The sequence below is a fragment of the Micromonospora sp. C41 genome (assembly GCF_018070485.1).
In the GTDB taxonomy this organism is placed as follows: Bacteria; Actinomycetota; Actinomycetes; order Mycobacteriales; family Micromonosporaceae; genus Micromonospora; species Micromonospora chalcea.
Genome location: NZ_JAGPXP010000058.1, coordinates 1 through 16582, shown reverse-complemented (window position 1 = coordinate 16582; position 16582 = coordinate 1). Strand labels below are relative to the sequence as shown.

At 72.2% G+C, this 16582-nt stretch carries 15 protein-coding genes, 1 tRNA gene and 1 pseudogene; 12 read left to right on the top strand and 5 right to left on the bottom strand.

Annotation, left to right across the window (positions count from 1 at the left end; translation table 11 throughout):
• Nucleotides 1-1006, bottom strand: a 1006-nt coding sequence (locus KBX43_RS30890; RefSeq protein WP_210888574.1) for a glutathione S-transferase family protein, incomplete at its 3' end; no start/stop codon positions are given.
• A 95-nt stretch (nt 1007-1101) separates the two neighbouring features.
• On the opposite strand from KBX43_RS30890, the gene KBX43_RS30885 reads away from it, so the two are divergent.
• The 9 genes from KBX43_RS30885 (at nt 1102) to KBX43_RS30845 (ending at nt 10370) form a co-directional block, all read left to right on the top strand.
• Nucleotides 1102-1524, top strand: coding sequence for an ester cyclase (locus KBX43_RS30885; RefSeq protein ID WP_064446631.1), 423 nt, complete (start codon nt 1102-1104; stop codon nt 1522-1524).
• A gap of 73 nt (nt 1525-1597) precedes the next feature.
• Nucleotides 1598-2188: an NADH-quinone oxidoreductase subunit I gene (locus KBX43_RS30880; protein WP_051611348.1), complete on the top strand. Its 591-nt coding sequence runs from the start codon at nt 1598-1600 to the stop codon at nt 2186-2188.
• Complete coding sequence (locus tag KBX43_RS30875; RefSeq protein WP_069088036.1) at nt 2185-2709, top strand: NADH-quinone oxidoreductase subunit J; 525 nt, start codon at nt 2185-2187, stop codon at nt 2707-2709. Before KBX43_RS30880 ends, KBX43_RS30875 begins: the two co-directional genes overlap by 4 nt.
• On the top strand, nt 2706-3059 hold the full coding sequence (nuoK, locus tag KBX43_RS30870; protein ID WP_166456991.1) for an NADH-quinone oxidoreductase subunit NuoK: 354 nt from the start codon (nt 2706-2708) through the stop codon (nt 3057-3059). Before KBX43_RS30875 ends, nuoK begins: the two co-directional genes overlap by 4 nt.
• Nucleotides 3056-4978, top strand: coding sequence for an NADH-quinone oxidoreductase subunit L (locus KBX43_RS30865; protein ID WP_210888572.1), 1923 nt, complete (start codon nt 3056-3058; stop codon nt 4976-4978). The genes nuoK and KBX43_RS30865 overlap by 4 nt, the downstream gene beginning before the upstream one ends.
• Complete coding sequence (locus KBX43_RS30860; RefSeq protein ID WP_210888570.1) at nt 4975-6480, top strand: NuoM family protein; 1506 nt, start codon at nt 4975-4977, stop codon at nt 6478-6480. Before KBX43_RS30865 ends, KBX43_RS30860 begins: the two co-directional genes overlap by 4 nt.
• Entirely contained in the window at nt 6477-7943 is a 1467-nt protein-coding gene (locus tag KBX43_RS30855) for an NADH-quinone oxidoreductase subunit N (protein WP_210888568.1), read from the top strand. The genes KBX43_RS30860 and KBX43_RS30855 overlap by 4 nt, the downstream gene beginning before the upstream one ends.
• Before the next feature lie 149 nt (nt 7944-8092).
• Nucleotides 8093-8971: a zinc metalloprotease HtpX gene (gene htpX / locus KBX43_RS30850; protein ID WP_064446626.1), complete on the top strand. Its 879-nt coding sequence runs from the start codon at nt 8093-8095 to the stop codon at nt 8969-8971.
• 139 nt (nt 8972-9110) lie between these two features.
• Nucleotides 9111-10370: an MFS transporter gene (locus KBX43_RS30845; protein ID WP_210888566.1), complete on the top strand. Its 1260-nt coding sequence runs from the start codon at nt 9111-9113 to the stop codon at nt 10368-10370.
• A 65-nt stretch (nt 10371-10435) separates the two neighbouring features.
• Here KBX43_RS30845 and KBX43_RS30840 read toward each other — a convergent pair.
• Nucleotides 10436-11704, bottom strand: a pseudogene (locus KBX43_RS30840) (MFS transporter); the annotation flags it as partial.
• A gap of 158 nt (nt 11705-11862) precedes the next feature.
• Here KBX43_RS30840 and KBX43_RS30835 point away from each other — a divergent pair.
• Complete coding sequence (locus KBX43_RS30835) at nt 11863-12387, top strand: RNA polymerase sigma factor (protein WP_043328223.1); 525 nt, start codon at nt 11863-11865, stop codon at nt 12385-12387.
• 16 nt (nt 12388-12403) lie between these two features.
• A complete protein-coding gene (locus tag KBX43_RS30830; RefSeq protein WP_210888563.1) occupies nt 12404-13183 on the top strand; it encodes a hypothetical protein in 780 nt (259 codons plus the stop codon).
• A 285-nt stretch (nt 13184-13468) separates the two neighbouring features.
• Here the strand turns inward: KBX43_RS30830 and KBX43_RS30825 are convergent, their stop codons facing one another.
• Entirely contained in the window at nt 13469-13963 is a 495-nt protein-coding gene (locus KBX43_RS30825; RefSeq protein WP_030501627.1) for a YajQ family cyclic di-GMP-binding protein, read from the bottom strand.
• A 147-nt stretch (nt 13964-14110) separates the two neighbouring features.
• Between KBX43_RS30825 and KBX43_RS30820 the strand changes: the two genes are divergently transcribed.
• A tRNA-Tyr gene (locus tag KBX43_RS30820) sits at nt 14111-14194 on the top strand.
• A 121-nt stretch (nt 14195-14315) separates the two neighbouring features.
• Here the strand turns inward: KBX43_RS30820 and KBX43_RS30815 are convergent.
• Both KBX43_RS30815 and KBX43_RS30810 read right to left on the bottom strand, forming a co-directional pair.
• Nucleotides 14316-14978, bottom strand: a complete 663-nt coding sequence (locus KBX43_RS30815) for a hypothetical protein (protein ID WP_210888560.1) — start codon at nt 14976-14978, stop codon at nt 14316-14318.
• A 658-nt stretch (nt 14979-15636) separates the two neighbouring features.
• Nucleotides 15637-16582: hypothetical protein (locus KBX43_RS30810; protein WP_210888557.1), on the bottom strand; the 946-nt coding region annotated here is incomplete at its 5' end.

Here is a 16582-nt window from a genome sequence, read left to right as displayed (position 1 = left end):
GGGGTGGGGGCGGGGGTGGGGTGCCGTCGCCGAAGGGGCGACCGCCCAGCTCCTCCCGGCCGTGCGGGGTGAGCCAGTTGCTCAGGTCGGGGCCGAGCGGCACGATCCCGGTCGGGTTGATGTCCCGGTGGACTTCGTAGTAGTGCCGCTTGATGTGGTCGAAGTCGATGGTGTCGCCGAACCCGGGCGTGGTGAACAGGTCCCGGGCGTACGCCCACAGCACCGGCATCTCGCTGAGCTTCTGCCGGTTGCACTTGAAGTGCCCGTGGTAGACCGGGTCGAAGCGGACGAGCGTGGTGAACAGCCGTACGTCCGCCTCGGTGATCGTGTCGCCGACCAGGTACCGCTGCCCGGCCAGCCGTTCGCTCAGCCAGTCCAGCCGGTCGAACAGCCGGTGGTACGCCTTGTCGTACGCCTCCTGGCTGCCGGCGAAGCCGCACCGGTAGACGCCGTTGTTGACGTCCGCGAAGACGACCGCGTTCACCTCGTCGATCTCGGCGCGCAGCGGCTCCGGGTAGAGGTCCGGCGCGCCGGGACGGTGGTACGCCGTCCACTCGGTCGTGAGGTCCAGGCTCATCTGGGCGTAGTCGTTCGTCACGACCTGCCCGCTGGGCACGTCGACGAGCGCCGGGACGGTGATGCCGCGCTCGTAGCCGGGGAAGCGGGCGAAGTAGGCGTCGGCGAGCCGCTCGATGCCGAGTACCGGGTCCTTACCGTCCGGGTCCAGGTCGAACGTCCAGCTCCGCTTGTCGTGGGTCGGCCCGGCCACTGCCATCGAGATGGCGTCCTCCAGCCCGAGCAGGCGCCGGACGATGATCAGCCGGTTGGCCCAGGGGCAGGCCCGGCTGACCGCCAGCCGGTAGCGCCCCGGTTCCACCGGCCAGCCGTCCCGCCCGTCGGCGGTGATCCGGGTGGCGATGTAGCGCTGGTCGCGGGTGAACTCGCCACCCGGCTCCACGTACTTGCCGCCGGTTCGTTCCAGGACCTCGTCGTCGCTGCCGCCCACGCTCTACCTCCGAGTTCGCTTTTCGCTCCCATCATGGTCGCTCGGGCGGCTCCCGGCAGGTCGAGCGCGTCACAAAGAGGCATAGGCTGCCCGCCGTGACCGATGTGGAGACGGCGGCCCGGCGTTTCGTCGCCGACGTGTGGAACGCCGGGCGCGAGGAGAGCGCGTACGAGCTGGTGGCGGCGGAGTGCCCGGGCCTGGGCGGCACCGGCCCGGCGGCGATGCTGGCGTGGCACCGGGACCGGCGGGCGTCGTTCCCCGACCTGCGCTACAAGATCGTCGACGTGGTGGCGGCCGGTACGCGGGTGGCGGTCCGCTGGCGGGCTGCCGGCACCCAGGCGGGCCAGTTCGGTCCGGTGCCGCCGACCGGCCGGGTGGTCAGCTATTCGGGCGCGACGTTCCTGCGCTTCGACGACGACGGGCGGATCGTGGACGTGTGGAGCGTCAACGAGCTGTTCCAGGTGCTCCAGCAGCTCGGCGTGGAGATGCTGCCCCCACTCACACCCGGCGAGGCGTGATCCGGCCGCACGCCCGGGCCAAAGCGCCGGGTGGTGGTCGCGCGCGCCCGGGTCACAGGGCAGGATGGGCGGCATGAGCGAGCACGGTGGAGTGCCCGGCGGCGGTCTGGTGAAGGGCCTGGCGGTCACGTTGAAGACGATGACCCGCCGCTCGACCACCCAGCAGTACCCGGATGTGGCGCCCGAGCTGCCGCCGCGCTCCCGTGGCGTGATCGCGCTGCTGGAGGAGAACTGCACGGTCTGCATGCTCTGCGCGCGCGAGTGCCCGGACTGGTGCATCTACATCGACTCGCACAAGGAGGAGGTGGCGGTGCCCGGCGCCGCCCGCCCCCGCCAGCGCAACGTGCTCGACAAGTTCGACATCGACTTCTCGCTCTGCATGTACTGCGGCATCTGCGTCGAGGTCTGCCCGTTCGACGCGCTCTACTGGTCGCCCGAGTTCGAGTACGCCGAGTACGACATCAAGGACCTGCTGCACGACAAGGACCACCTGGGCGAGTGGATGGCCACCGTCCCGCCGCCGCCGGCGCACGACCCGCTCGGCGACCCCTCCAAGGAGGAGACCACCGCCGCCCGGAAGGCGGCGGGTCCGTCGGCCCGTCCGGCTCCTTCCCGGGTACGCCCCGACGCCGCCACCGATCCGGGCGGAGGCACTGCCTCATGACCGGTGCGGACGTGCTGCTGCTCGCGCTGGGCGCGGTGGCGGTGGGCGCGGGCGCGCTGGTGGTCGCGACCCGCCACCTGGTCCGGGCCGGGTTGTGGCTGGTGGTGTGCCTGGGCGCGCTCGCGGGTGACTACCTGGTGCTGACCGCTGAGCTGGTGGCCTGGGTGCAGGTGCTCATCTACGTGGGCGCGGTCGTGGTGCTGCTGTTGTTCGCGGTGATGCTGACCCGCGCGCCGATCGGCCCGTCGGACGACCTGGACCGGCCGGGCTGGGCCGCCGCGCTCGTCGGCGGCGGCAGCGGCCTCGGCCTGGCCGTGCTGCTGATCGACGCCTTCCGCTGGTCCCGGGTGGACCTGCCCGCCGCCGGCACCGCCGAGCGCCTCGGCGAGCAGGTGTTCCGCTCCTGGGTGCTGCCGTTCGAGGTGCTGTCGGTGCTGCTGCTGGCCGCGCTGGTCGGCGCGATCGTGCTCTCCCGCCCCGACATCGGCCGCCGGCCCGCCGACGAGGGCGGGCGCCCGTGAGGCCGGTCATCCCGTACGTCACCGCCGCGCTGCTGTTCGGCCTCGGCGTGTACGGCGTGCTGCGCCGCCGCAACGCCGTCCTGGTGCTGATGGCGGTGGAGTTGATGCTCAACGCGGTGAACCTGGTGCTGGTCACCGCCGACACCACTGTGAAGGCCGTGCTGCCGCACTCGGGGCAGGTGTTCGCGCTGTTCGTGATCGTGCTCGCCGCCGCCGAGATCGGTGTCGGGCTGGCGATCGTGCTCCAGCTCTACCGGCTGCGCGCCAGCGTCACGGTCGACGACGTCCCGCTGGCCGAGCCGGCGCCCGCGGTGACCCCGGCCGAGCGCCCGGAAGGAGCGGTCCGGTGAGCACGCCGACGCTGTGGCTCGCGGCGGTGCTGCCGGGCGCCCCGCTCGTCGCCGGGCTGCTCGGTCTGCTGCTGCCGCCCGCCCCGAGCCACGACCGCGCGTCGGCCCGGCGGCTGGCGGTCGCGCTGGGCGTGACGGGTGCGGCGGTGTCGCTGCTGGCCGCGCTGGCGCTGCTGGTCCGCGTGGACGCGCCGGTCGAGGCGTCCACCACCTGGGTCGACCTGGGCGGACTGCGGGTCACGCTCGGCCTGCGGCTGGACGGCGTCGCGGTGCTCGTCGCGACGGCCGTGGCGGCTGTCGCGCTGGCCGTGCAGGTCTACTCGATCGGCTACCTGCGCCGGGGCCCGCACGACGACGTGGACGTCGACCACCGCTACCCGCCGTACGCGGCGCAGTTGAGCCTCTTCACCGCCGCCATGCTCACCGTGGTGGTGTCCGGTGACCTGATCATGCTGCTGGTCGGCTGGGAGGTGATGGGCGTCTGCTCGTACCTGCTCATCGCCCACGACCGGCGGCTACCCGAGGCGCCCGGCGCGGCGGTGAAGGCGTTCCTTGTCACCCGCGTGGGTGACGTCGGTTTCCTGCTCGGCATCGCGCTGCTCGGCGTGGGCGCGGGCAGCTTCCGGATCGCCGACGTGCTGGCGCACGACTACGGCACCGGTACGCTCACCGCCGCCTGCCTGCTGCTGCTCGCCGGGGTGGCGGGCAAGAGCGCCCAGTTCCCGCTGCACACCTGGCTGCCGGACGCGATGGCCGGCCCGACGCCGGTGTCCGCGCTGATCCACGCCGCGACGATGGTCGCCGCCGGCGTGTACGCGGTGGCCCGCCTGTTCCCGCTGTTCGAGCGCGCCCCGGCCGCGCTCGCCGTGCTGGGCGTGATGGCCGCGATCACGATGCTGCTCGGCGTGTTCGCCGCCACCGCGCAGGACGACATCAAGCGCGTGCTCGCCTGGTCGACCGTGTCGCAGATCGGCTACATGACCGGCGCGCTGGCGGTCGGCGCACCGGCTGCCGCGCTGTTCCACCTGCTCACCCACGCCGCGTTCAAGGCGCTGCTGTTCCTCGCCGCCGGTGCGGTGATCCACGCCGTCGGCACCACGCTGATGTCCCGGATGGGCGGCCTGCGTACCGCCATGCCGGTGACGTTCTGGTGCACTGTGGTCGGCCTCGGCGCGCTCGCCGGCGTACCCCCGCTCTCGGGTTTCTGGAGCAAGGACGGCGTGCTCGCCGCCGCCGAGGCGGCCGCGCTCGACGGCGCCGGGCCGAGCGCGGCCTGGGTCGGCTGGCTGGTCTGGCTGGCCGGGCTGGTCGGCGTGGCGGTGACCGCCTGGTACGCGACCCGGCTGCTGCTGCGCACGTTCCTCGGCGCGACCCGCACGCCGCTGCTGCGCCCGCACGACCCGCCCGCGCTGCTGCGCTGGCCGGTGCTGCTGCTCACGGTCCCGGCCGCGTTGCTCGGCCTGGCCGCGTTCGCGCCGTGGTTCGCCGACCGGCTGCGCGTGCCGGGCGAAGACACCGGCGAGGCGGTCGCGCTGGTGCACCTAGCGCCGAACCTGGTCCTGCCGTTCCTGCTGCTGCTCGTCGGCGCGGGCGTCGCCTGGGCGGGCTGGCGCCGCGACCCCGCCGATCCGGCCCGCTTCCTGGGTCCGCTGCGGCCGGTGTTCGCCCGGGCGTTCCGGCTCGACGACGTCCAGCACACAGTCGTCGTACGCCCGGTGGGCGCGCTCGCGCGGGTCGTGCGTACCGGTGACGAACTGGGCGTGGACGGGCTGGTCGAGGGCAGTGGCCGGACGGCGGTCGAGGTGGGCGGTGGCCTGGCCGCGCTGCACCGGGCGGCGCTGCCGCGGGCGGCGGCCGGGGTGCTGGCGGGCGCGCTGCTGATCGGCCTCGCGGTCGCCCTGATCGGAGTCACGTCATGACGTTCGGGCAGGTCCTGCTGGTCGCCGTGGTGGCGGTACCGGCGCTCGGCGCGCTGGCCACCGCGGTCGTGCCCGGTGACCGGGCCGGCCGGGTGGTCGGCACCGTCGCCGCCGGGTTGACGCTGCTGGCGACGCTGCCGCTGGTCGGCGGCGACCACGGTTGGTTCGGGTACGGGCCCCGCCCGGCGGTGCAGCCCTGGCACCAGGTCGACCTGCCGTGGGTGCCCGGGCTCGACCTGCGCTTCCACCTGGGCGTGGACGGTATCTCCTGGCCGCTGGTGGTGCTGACCGCGCTGCTGACGCTGCTGTGCTGCGCGTACACGCTGTGGCGGGTGCCGACCGGCGGCGGCAGCGGACGGGCGCTGGTGGCGTTGCTGCTGGTGGTCGAGGTCGGCATCCTCGGCACGTTCCTCGCGCTCGACCTGGTGTTGTTCTTCCTGTTCTTCGAGGTCGTCCTGCTGCCGATGTACGCGGTTATCGCCGGCTGGGGCGGCGCGGACCGTCGCCGGGCGGCCCGCAAGTTCGCGCTCTACACGCTGTTCGGCTCGGTGCTGCTGCTGGTCGGCGTCTACGTGGTGGTGGCCGCCGCGGGCACCGCCGACCTGGTCGCGCTCACCGGCGGCGCCGGGCTGTCCCGGGGCACCCAGCTCGCCGCGTTCACGCTGCTGGCGCTCGCGTTCGCGGTGAAGAGCCCGCTCTGGCCGCTGCACTCGTGGCTGCCCGACGCGCACACCCAGGCGCCGACGGTCGGCAGCGTGATCCTCGCCGGGGTGCTGCTCAAGATGGGCACGTACGGCATGATCCGGGTCGCCGTGGGGGTGGCCCCGGAGGGCGCCCGCTGGGCCGCGCCGGTGCTCGGCGTGCTCGCCGTCGCCGCCATTCTGATCGGTGGCCTGGTCTGCCTGGCCCAGGACGACCTGAAGCGGCTGATCGCGTACTCCAGCGTCGGCCACATGGGCTTCGTGCTGCTCGGGATCGCCACGCTCACCGCCACCGGGCTCCAGGCCGCGCTGATCGGCAACATCGCCCACGGCGTCATCACCGCCCTGCTGTTCTTCCTGGCCGGCGCGGTCAAGGACCGCGCCCACACCGGGTCGCTGGCCGAGCTGTCCGGGCTGCGGGAGACCGCGCCCCGGCTGGCCGGGCTGCTCGGCTTCGCGGCCGTCGCCTCGCTGGGGCTGCCCGGCCTGGCCGGGTTCTGGGGCGAAGCGTTCGCCGTGGTCGCCGCCGTGCAGCGGGGCGGCCCGCTCTGGCTGACCCTCGCCGTGCTGGCCGCGCTGGGCGGGGCGCTCACCGCCGCGTACTTCCTGCGGCTGCTGCGCCGGGTTTCGCACGGGCGGCCCAGCCCGGCGGTGGCCGGGCTCGCGCCCGGCCTGGCCGGTGCGGAACTGACCGCCTGGGCGCCGCTGGTGCTGCTCGCGCTCGCGGTCGGCCTGGCCCCGGCGCTGGTCCTGTCCTACGCCTCCGGTCCGGTGGAGGCGCTGCTGGGGGTCGTCCGATGAGCCTGGTGCAGAGCGTCGACAACGTGGCGATGCTGCCCGCATACCTGGCCGCCGGCACCGCAGTGCTGGTGCTGCTGGTCGACCTGCTGGTGGCGCGGCCCGCCGTCACGGTCGCCGCGGCGGCGCTCGGCGCGACCGGCACGGCTGTCGGCGCGACGCTCGTCGGCACGGCCGGGACCCGGCGCACGTTCTGCGTCGGCGACGACTGCTCGTGGGTGTGGAACGGCCGGGCGGCGCTGGTCGGGGCCGTGATCGCGCTGCTCACGCTCGGCGTGCTGGCGCTGTCCGGCCCGCTGCTGCGCGCCGGGCGCACCCCGGTAGGGGAATACTGCTTCCTGCTCGCCTGCGCGATGACCGGCGGCGTGGTGCTCGGCGCCGCCGGTGACCTGATCACGCTGATCGTGGCGCTGGAGACGCTGACGCTCCCGCTGTACGTGCTGGTCGGCCTGCGCCGGGGCAGCCTCGCGGGCGCCGAGGCGGCGGTGACGTTCTTCGTGGTCAGCGTGGTCGCCACCACTGTGACGCTGCTCGGCGCGGCGCTGCTCTACGCGGTCGCCGGCACGCTGCACCTGGACCGGCTCGGCGCCACGCTGGCCGACCGCGCCGACCTGACCGACCTGCCGCTGACCGGCGTCGCGGCGGCGCTCGTGGTGGCCGGGCTGGCGTTCAAGGTCGCCGCCGTGCCGTTCCACGCCTGGGCCCCCGCCACGTACGACGGCGCGCCGCTGCCGGTGGCCGCGTACCTGTCGACCGCCTCGAAGCTGGGTGGCGTGGTGGCGCTGCTGGCGGTGGTGCAGCGCGCGCTGCCCGGTGACCAGACCGGCCCGGTGCTGGCGGCGCTGGCGGTGCTGACCATGACAGTCGGCAATCTGGTGGCGCTGCGCCAGCGGCGTACCGTGCGGTTGCTCGCCTGGTCGTCGGTGGCCCAGGCGGGGTACATTCTCGCCCCGCTGGGCGCGCTGGCGCTGGCCGCGGGCCGCACCGGCGACGCGCGCACGGCCGCGTACGCGGCAGCCATCGCGTACGCGATCTTCTTCGTGCTGCTGGAGCTTGCCGCGTTCGCGGCGGTGGTGGCGTTGCGCCCGGCGGACGGCGACGGCGGCACGCTGGCCGACCTGCGCGGCGCGGCGCGGCGGCACCCGTGGGTGGGCGGCGCGTTCGCGCTGGCGCTGATCGGGCTAGCCGGCCTGCCGCCGGGCCTGGCCGGGCTGTTCGCCAAGGTGACAGTGGTACGCGCGCTGCTGGCCGGGCACGCGGGCTGGCTGGCGCTGGTGGTGGCGTTGAACGCGGTGATCGGCCTGGCCTACTACCTGCGGGTCACCGCCTCGCTTTACGCGACGCCCACGGGCGCGGCGGCGGTCCGGCCGGCGCGGACCGTGGCGCTGGCGCTCGGCGTGGCCACCGTGGCGGCGGTGGTGATCGGTTTCGCACCGCAGCTGGTGCTGGACGTGGCGACGCGCTGACCGGTTCGTGCCCTGGTGGGCGACCGCTTCAGCGTGTGCACAGCAACATCCAGCCAACTTTCAGCCATGAGCCGGATGGTTGACGGGTACCGGTGTGTTGAACCGGTCAGCGGGCCTCCCGCAGGGGCCCGCGCACCGAAGGAGAGATCGTGCATCACAACCGTCTCAAGACCGCAGCGCTGCTCGGCCTGTTGACCTCGCTGATCCTCGCGATCGGCTACTGGTTCGGCGGTAGCGGCGGTCTCGTCATCGCCGTCGTCGTCTCGTTGCTGATGAACGGCGTCACCTACTTCTTCTCCGACAAGCTCGCACTGCGCTCGATGAAGGCGCAACCGGTCAGCGAGGCACAGTTCCCGGAGCTGTACCAGATGGTGCGGGAGCTGTCGACGCTCGCCGGCAAGCCGATGCCCCGGCTGTACGTGAGCCCGACCTCGCAGCCCAACGCGTTCGCCACCGGCCGTAACCCGGAGAACGCGGCGGTCTGCGTGACCCAGGGGATCGTGGAGATCCTGGACTACCGGGAGCTGCGTGGCGTGATCGGCCACGAGCTGTCGCACGTCTACAACCGGGACATCCTGATCTCCAGCGTGGCGGCCGGCCTGGCCGGCATCATCACCATGCTGGCGAACCTCGCCTGGTTCATCCCGCTGGGCTCGTCCGACGACGAGGACGGCCCGAACCCGGCCGTGCTGCTGCTCACGCTGATCCTCGGCCCGATCGCCGCCACGGTGATCCAGCTCGCGATCAGCCGGAGCCGGGAGTTCCAGGCCGACCAGTCCGGCGCTGAGCTGAGCCGCGACCCGCTGGCCCTGGCCAGTGCCCTCCGGAAGATCCACATGGGTACGCAGGCGCGCCCGCTCGCGCCGCAGGGCCAGCTCGCCAGCACCGCGCACCTGATGATCGACAACCCGTTCAAGCGGGGCGGCGGCATCGCCGCGATGTTCGCCACCCACCCGCCGATGGAGCAGCGGGTGGCCCGCCTGGAGCAGATGGCCCGCAACTCCGGGCCGGTGCAGTTCCAGCGCTGACCCGCCGTACGCCCGCACCGCGCCCGCGTCCCCAGGACGCGGGCGCGGTGGTGTGTCCGGGCACAATGCGTTTCCCCCGATCAGGCCGCGCCGTTAGGGTCGAAACGTCTCCCACCCATTACTCCCTCGGAGGTCGACCGTGGCCGCACTGCGCCAGTACCAGGGCGTCTGGCGGATCCCCGGCGCGCCGATGCTGCTGATCCTCGGCATCATCGGGCGGCTCGGGATCGGCATGACCCCGCTGGCGCTGCTGCTCGTCGTCGAGCAGGTCACCGGCCGCTACTCCCTGGCCGCCGTCGCCGGCGGCATCTACGCGCTCTCCGGCGCCGCGCTCAGCCCGGTCGCCGGACGCATCGCCGACCGGGTCGGCCCCACCCCCGTCCTGCTGGCCACCGCGCTGGCCCACCCGCTCGCCCTGATCGGGCTGCTCGTCGCCACCCGCTCCGGCACCGGCAACCTCCCGCTGATCTACCTGGCGGCGGGCCTGGCCGGCGCCACGTACCCGCCGCTCACCGCCGCGATCCGGGGCGCCTGGAACGACCTCACCGCCCCCGCCACCGGCCGGGCGCACCTGCGCAACACCGCGCTCGCCGCCGAGACCACCCTCTTCGAGGTCGTCTTCGTGATCGGCCCGCTGCTGGTGGCCGGGTTCGTGCTGTTCGCCGACGCCTCCGCCGCGCTCGTCGGCGCCGCCGTGGTCACCCTGGTCGGCACCGGCGCCGTCGCGTTCGGCCGGGTCATGCGCGGCTGGCGCCCGCACCCGCGCGAGCATCACGCCCGGGGCCTCGGCCCGCTGCGGATCGGCGGCTTCCCCGCGCTGCTGCTCTGCGTGGCCAGCCTCGGCATCGCCTTCGGCGCCTCCGGCGTCATCGTCCCGGCCTTCGCCGGGAACTCCGGCGCCGACGACCCGGAAAGCCTGGCCGGCGTGCTGCTCGCGGTCTGGGGCATCGGCAGCGCCATCGGTGGTTTCTGGTTCGGCGTACGCAAGCCCGCCGCCAACATGACCCGCCAGTTCGCCTGGCTGCTCGGCACCGTCGCGGCCAGCTTCGTCGTCTTCGCGGTGATGCCCGGCCCGGCCGCGCTCGGCGTCGCGCTGGTGCTCGGCGGCGCGGCCATCGCCCCCGCGCTCACCCTGGAGAACACGCTGGTCGGGCGGATCGCCCCGGCCGGCATGCTGAACGAGGCGTACACCTGGGTGGTGACCATGTCGGTCGCGGCGAGCGCCGCCGGCGGCTCGATCGCCGGCCTGATCATCGACCACGCCGGCGGCGTGTCCTGGGCGTTCGTCTTCGCCGGGGTGGCGGTCGCCGTCGGGGCCGCGGTCGCCGCGCTGCCCGCCGGCCCGATCTCCCGGGCCGAGGCCACAGCGGTACGCGCCGAGCAGTCACTGGCCGCCTGACCGGTGGCGTCCGGGTGGGCCGGCCGGCGGCCCGGTCCCCTCCCGGCGCCTCCCCGGCCGGAGTGCCCGGCCGCGAGCAGGCCCAGCACGAGGATCGCCACCGCGCACGTCAGCAGGGTGGGCCGCGCCCCGAGCAACGCGGTCGCCGGACCGCCGAGCATGGTGCCCAGCGGCACCGACAGCACCAGGAGAGCCCCGTTCGCCGCCAGTACGCGAGGCAGGTCGGCGGCCCCGGCCCGGCGCTGGAACAACACCGTCACGGTCGGCTGGTAGGGGGCCCAGACCAGCCCGGCGAGCGCGAACGCGGACAGTGACAGCACCACCGGTGCGCCCAGGCCGAGCGGCAGCAGCGCGGTGCCGAACAACGCCACGATGCCGGCGAGCGTGGTCCGCGGCGGCCAGCCGCGCAGGTGCCCGGTGAGCAGCCCGCCGAGCAGCGAGCCGACGCCGAACGCGGTGTAGTAGGCCGCGAGCGTCCCGGCGGAGGCGTGCAGGTCGTCGGTGACGTGCACCGGCATGGCCACGTAGAACGGGCCGAAGAGGAAGAAGAACGCGAAGGACAGCGACAGCAGACCGAGCAGCGACCGGTCCCGCGCGATGATCCGGAATCCGGAGGCCGGCCGTTCTGCGCGGTTGCCCGTGCCCGCGTTGCTCGCGTGGCGGTCTGTGCCGGCGTTGCTTGCATGGTTGCCTGTGCTCGCGTTGCTTGCGTGGCGGTCTGTGCCGGCGGTGCGTTCGTGGCGGTCTGTGCCCACGTGGCGGGTGGTCGGGATGACGAGGCGGTAGCTGACGGCCAGCACGGCGAAGCTGACCGCGTCGATCGCGATCACCCACACCGGGCCCACCCCGGCGATGAGCAGACCGGCCAGCGGCGGCCCCACGATCGTCGCCGCCTGGCCGAGGGTCCCGAGCAGCGCGTTCGCGGCCAGGTGGTGCCGCTGCGGCAGCAGCTCCGCCACGAGCGTGAACCGACCGGCCGACCCCCACGGGTGCAGCAGCGAGGACACCGCCAGCAGGGCGACGTAGAGACCGGCGTCCAGCACCCCGACGAGGTGTGCGGCCGGGATCGCGCCCAGCGCGGCCGCCCGTACCGTGGCGTCCCAGCCCGCGAGCTGAGCCCCGCTCCGCCCACCCAGCCAGCGACCGAGCAGCACCGCACCGGCCGCGCCCGGCAGCGTGTACGCCGCCACCGCCAACGCGGTCCAGGTGCCGCGCTGCCCCTCCGGGGCGAGTTGCAGCGCCAGCCACGTCACCGCGACCAGGGCCAGCCCGTCACCGAGCGCGGACGTGGCGAGGCCCGGCAGCAGCCGGCGCAGCACGGGATGGCCGAGCACCGGACGGTAGGGGAGGAGCAGCGCGGAGGTCATGGCTACCACCCGACCCCACGCCCGCCCTCCGGAACAACGAAGTTGCCTGTGGGCAGAAGCCGGCCGGAAACGACGGAACCTTTCCGCCCCGCCGTGAGTGGAACAAGCTGAGCAGGGAGGTGAGGGTGTCCGACGACGACGTGATCGCGGATGTCTATGCCGGGTGTTTCCGGCGGCTGGTCGTTCAGCTCTACGCGGTGACCGGTGACCTGAGCGAGGCGCAGGAGGCGGTACAGGAGGCGTTCACCCGGGCGCTCGCCGCGCCCCGCCGGTTCGCCGGCCTCGACAACCCGGAGGCGTGGCTGCGCCGGGTGGCGGTCAATGTCGCCCGCAGCCGGCATCGGCGTCGGCGGGTGCTCGACGGGCTGCTGCGACGGACGTGGTCGCCGCCGGTGGTCGCCGACAGCGCGCCGGAGCATCTGGCGCTGCTGGCCGCGCTGCGGCGCCTGCCGGACGGGCAGAGGCACGCGCTGGCCCTGCACTACCTCGTGGACCTGCCGGTCGAGGAGGTGGCGCGAACCCTGGGCGTCTCCGTCGGCACAGTCAAGTCCCGGCTGTCCCGGGGGCGTCAGGCGCTCGCCCTGCTGCTCTCCCCAGCCGACACCGTCGATGCCGTAGCCAGTCGTAGGAGGGCCGATGTCCGATCGTGAGTTCAGCGGGTTCGACGTGGACACCATCACCGACGCCGTCCGTCAGCCACCGCTCGACGATCTCCGGGCCGCCGTCGACTCGCGTCGTCGGCACCGCAGAAGCGGGATGGCGTTGGCCGCTGTGGCGGTCCTCGTGGTGGCCATCGGGGCCACCGCGCTCGTTCGCGCACCCCGCCAAACCGACCCGGTGCCACCGGCTGGGCCGTCGCCCACCCCGACCGTAACCACCGCCGCCGGCACATCCGCAGACTGGGCCCGGATCGACGCGGCCGTCATCCCGGCGCTGCTTCGACAGGCGCCCGAGCTGAGCGGGCCGACCCGGCACGACCTGCTCAGCAACTGGAACAAGCAAGGCGGGACGGAGGGAGAGACGACTCTCACCGGCTACTGGGGTCAGGGCACCCTCGGCGCCGGGAACGGCAACGCTCACCTGTCGGTCCAGCTCACGCGAAACGCCGGTGCCTCCCTCGCGTCGATGATCACCACTGCCTGCCCCTCCCGCACGGCGAGCGGCACCTGTGTGCAGCAGGTGGGCCCCGCAGGCGAGAAGATCAAAGTACGAACCTCGCTCCGGGAGCACCGGCTTCCGGCGGAGCGCGGCGCCGAGGTCGTGCGGTACGAGACGCTCAGCGTGGACCTGCTCCGGCCCGACGGGTCCGCAGCGTCCCTCCGCCTCACCGCGAGGAACGGATCTCTGCCACTGACACCGGACCAGGCAATCGGCGTGGTGCTCGATCCGCACCTGGTCCTCGGCCCCGCGACGTCCGCCACGCCTGCTGTCGAGGCGACGGACTAGGAGATATCCCTTCGCGGGTGCGACCGGCCGGCCGGTCGCACCCGCCTTCGGCATGACGGAGGCCCGCCGACGGCTCACGGTCCATGGTGGTTGCGGTAGGCCGCCGTGGGTGTTCGAGGAGTCTGCAACACGTTCCGATCATGCGTCCGGCCGAAGGGGTCCTGTCCCATCAGCGGTCCTTGCCCGCGAGGGGTCGGAGCGCGCGCCGGGTCGAGGAGAGGCCGACCGACATCCGCGCGGGTGGCAAGGCCCGGCCGGCCCAATGACCAGGCCGGCCAGAGTCTCTTACCGGTAGTTGGTGAACTGAAGAGCCAGACCGAAGTCCTCGCCCTTGAGCAGCGTGATGACGGCCTGGAGGTCGTCCTTCTTCTTGCCGGTGACGCGGAGCTGGTCGCCCTGGATCTGCGCCTGCACGCCCTTCGGGCCCTCGTCGCGGATCTTCTTGCTGATCGCCTTGGCCTTGTCCGAGTCGATGCCCTGCACCACCTTGGCATCGATCTTGAAGATCTTGCCCGACTGCCGGGGCTCACCCGCGTCGAGCGACTTCAGCGAGATGTTCCGCTTGATCAGCTTCTCCTTGAAGACCTCCAGCGCGGCCCGTACGCGCTCCTCGGTCTCCGCCTGGATGCTGATCGCCTCCTCGCCCGACCAGGAGATCTCGGCACCCGTGCCCCGGAAGTCGAACCGCGTCGAGAGCTCCTTCTCCGACTGGCGGAGAGCGTTGTCGACCTCCTGCCGGTCGACCTTGCTCACGATGTCGAACGAGGGGTTCGCTGCCATGCTCATGCTCCTGCTGTCCGGCGGTCTGTCCTGGTCCGTCCCGCGCTGACCAGCGTGGGACCTCCTGACGGTACCCGGTTGCGGCGGTACCGGGGGCAACCGCTATCCTTGCTTCCGCCGCCGCGTTGCGACGCGGTGGTGTGCCCTGGCGGGTTGCCCGAGCGGCCAATGGGAGCGGACTGTAAATCCGTCGCGAAAGCTACAGAGGTTCGAATCCTCTACCCGCCACCAGGTGCGAGAACGGCCCCTGACCAGCAGAGATGCTGATCAGGGGCCGTTCTCGTTGGTCTCACTGAATCTCAGCCATGGCCACTCGGACTCACTGGCCGTGTCGCATACGTGTCGCCGATCGCTAGCTGAGAAGTTGCAGCAGCTGGTTGCCGGCCTCTACAAGGCCCGGCGAGGCCAACATTGTGGTAGCGGCACTCATGAGGGTCACGATGTTCTGGACCAGCTCTCGCACCCGACCCCGGCGGGCCTCGCCGTTTACCTCGGTGCGCAACTCCGCAGAAAGCTCCCGCACGTCAGCTAGATCCTGCTCAGAGCTGTAGCTGTAGCGGTGTGCACCCTGCTCCAGGGCGTCGACCCAGGCCAACACTCGCCGTTGCACGAGGGGCGTTACCGCCGTGTTCTGCGTGCTGCCGGGCGAATTCTGCATGAAGCTGACGGTGTTGCCGTCGCCGATGTGGACGCCGCTGATCGTGGCGTTGGTGCTGCCACGGGAGGGCTCGGCCGGGTTGGCGGGGGTGATGCTGCGAATCACCACCTGCTTCCCCCTCTCCGTCAGGCGAGGGCGAGGAATGCCACCACCCCAGCTGCCGGTCCCGGAGATGTAGCCAGCGTCGCGAAGATCGTTGCTGAGTTGGGCGACGCTTCGACCGTTCGGCTCAAGCCCGATGTCCTCGGCAATCTGGTTGAGGTTCGGTGACTGGCCCGCCCGCTCCCGGTCCCATAGCGCGCCCAGGAAGGCATTGCGCCGCTCCTCGTCTTCGCGAACGTCGTCCCAGTTAGGCAATTGCTTCCTCCTTGAGCCGTTTCCGTGTGAAAGTCGTTCGGGGGGCCCGCTAATTCCCTAATGATAAATGATCTGCGTCACGTGAATCGCAGGCTTCTATTTCCGAGTAATTCTCGCTTTCTCGTAGTGCATTCGCGATGCGGGAACGCGCCGCTTCCTCCTGCCCGTAGACACACTTGGCGTAGACGCGCATCAGGACACCGAAGCGGCTCCGTCTGGTCCCACGCCGTCAATCGCTCCCCAACGTCCCCGGCGGCGATAGACGCTCGGACGCGCCAGGATCGCACAACACGGAGCGCCACGATCATGGGGCGAGGGCTACCCGGATGGATCATGACTCGGCCGCCCCGGCCCTTCGTGCGCTTGTGCGATGTCGGATGTGCGTGAGCAGGTGTCGCGGTGGTGGAACGGCTCATGGGGGCGATTGACGCGCCGTGACGTCTGGCTGGCCCGTGAGGTGCGGTGGCATGTCGTAGCCCGGTCTGGCGACGCGGAAACAGGCAAGGTACTGCGGTGGGAGTTCGCCACCGAGGACGAGGCCCGTTCGATGGTTCAACGACTGCTGCGCGACGGCGGTCAGTGGCGCGAGCATCGGGGGAGGGAGCATCGGGCTTAGCCGGCGTCCTGATCGAGCGGCAACTACGTCAAGGGATGAACCTCAACCTCGCCCACCGCGGCTTGACCACCATCCGCTTATGAGCAGGAAGAAGATGCCAAAGAGCAGGTCCTTCAACTCTTCGGCAACCTCGGGGTGTTGCATCTTGAAGCTGAGGTACCAGGCTCCGAACAAGTAGATCGCAGCGGGGATGCCGACTGCCTTGACCCGAGGTTGAACAAGCCAGAGGCGGACATCAGCAGCGTACTCGGCCCACACCTTGCCGAGACCTGGGCCGGCGTCGACCAAACCGCTCTCCGGGGGCGTCCATAGCTGCCCGGCGCCCGCCAGTGTGGGTTCGCGAGAGGCATTACTGGCGTCCCCATCCCCTGGCCGTCCTAGTAGCGCCACCTCGGTCCAGTCCGTTTGCATCAGGACCGCACTCATGCTGCTAACTACCTGGGCCGTCATTGGCTGGGATGTGCGAGCAGCGAGCTGAGCAAGGTTCGTCTCGGTGTCGGCGTAGATCTTGCTGAGGGCGGGGGACTCGGAGAGGGCCTGGACCGCCCGGCCGATGCCGGTGGTGTCGATGTCGGCGTAGATCTTGCTGAGGGCGGGGGACTCGGAGAGGGCCTGGACCGCCCGGCCGATGCCGGTGGTGTCGATGTCGGCGTAGATCTTGCTGAGGGCGGGGGACTCGGAGAGGGCCTGGACCGCCCGGCCGATGCCGGTGGTGTCGATGTCGGCGTAGATCTTGCTGAGGGCGGGGGACTCGGAGAGGGCCTGGACCGCCCGGCCGATGCCGGTGGTGTCGATGTCGGCGTAGATCTTGCTGAGGGCGGGGGACTCGGAGAGGGCCTGGACCGCCCGGCCGATGCCGGTGGTGTCGATGTCGGCGTAGATCTTGCTGAGGGCGGGGGACTCGGAGAGGGCCTGGACCGCCCGGCCGATGCCGGTGGTGTCGATGTCGGCGTAGATCTTGCTGAGGGCGGGGGACTCGGAGAGGGCC

Bases quoted from the DNA above. Each gene is read 5' to 3' on its own strand.
- KBX43_RS30880 (WP_051611348.1), top strand. From the start codon at position 1,598: ATGAGCGAGCACGGTGGAGTGCCCGGCGGCGGTCTGGTGAAGGGCCTG.
- KBX43_RS30875 (WP_069088036.1), top strand. From the start codon at position 2,185: ATGACCGGTGCGGACGTGCTGCTGCTCGCGCTGGGCGCGGTGGCGGTG.
- KBX43_RS30860 (WP_210888570.1), top strand. From the start codon at position 4,975: ATGACGTTCGGGCAGGTCCTGCTGGTCGCCGTGGTGGCGGTACCGGCG.
- KBX43_RS30855 (WP_210888568.1), top strand. From the start codon at position 6,477: ATGAGCCTGGTGCAGAGCGTCGACAACGTGGCGATGCTGCCCGCATAC.
- KBX43_RS30825 (WP_030501627.1), bottom strand. From the start codon at position 13,963: ATGGCAGCGAACCCCTCGTTCGACATCGTGAGCAAGGTCGACCGGCAG.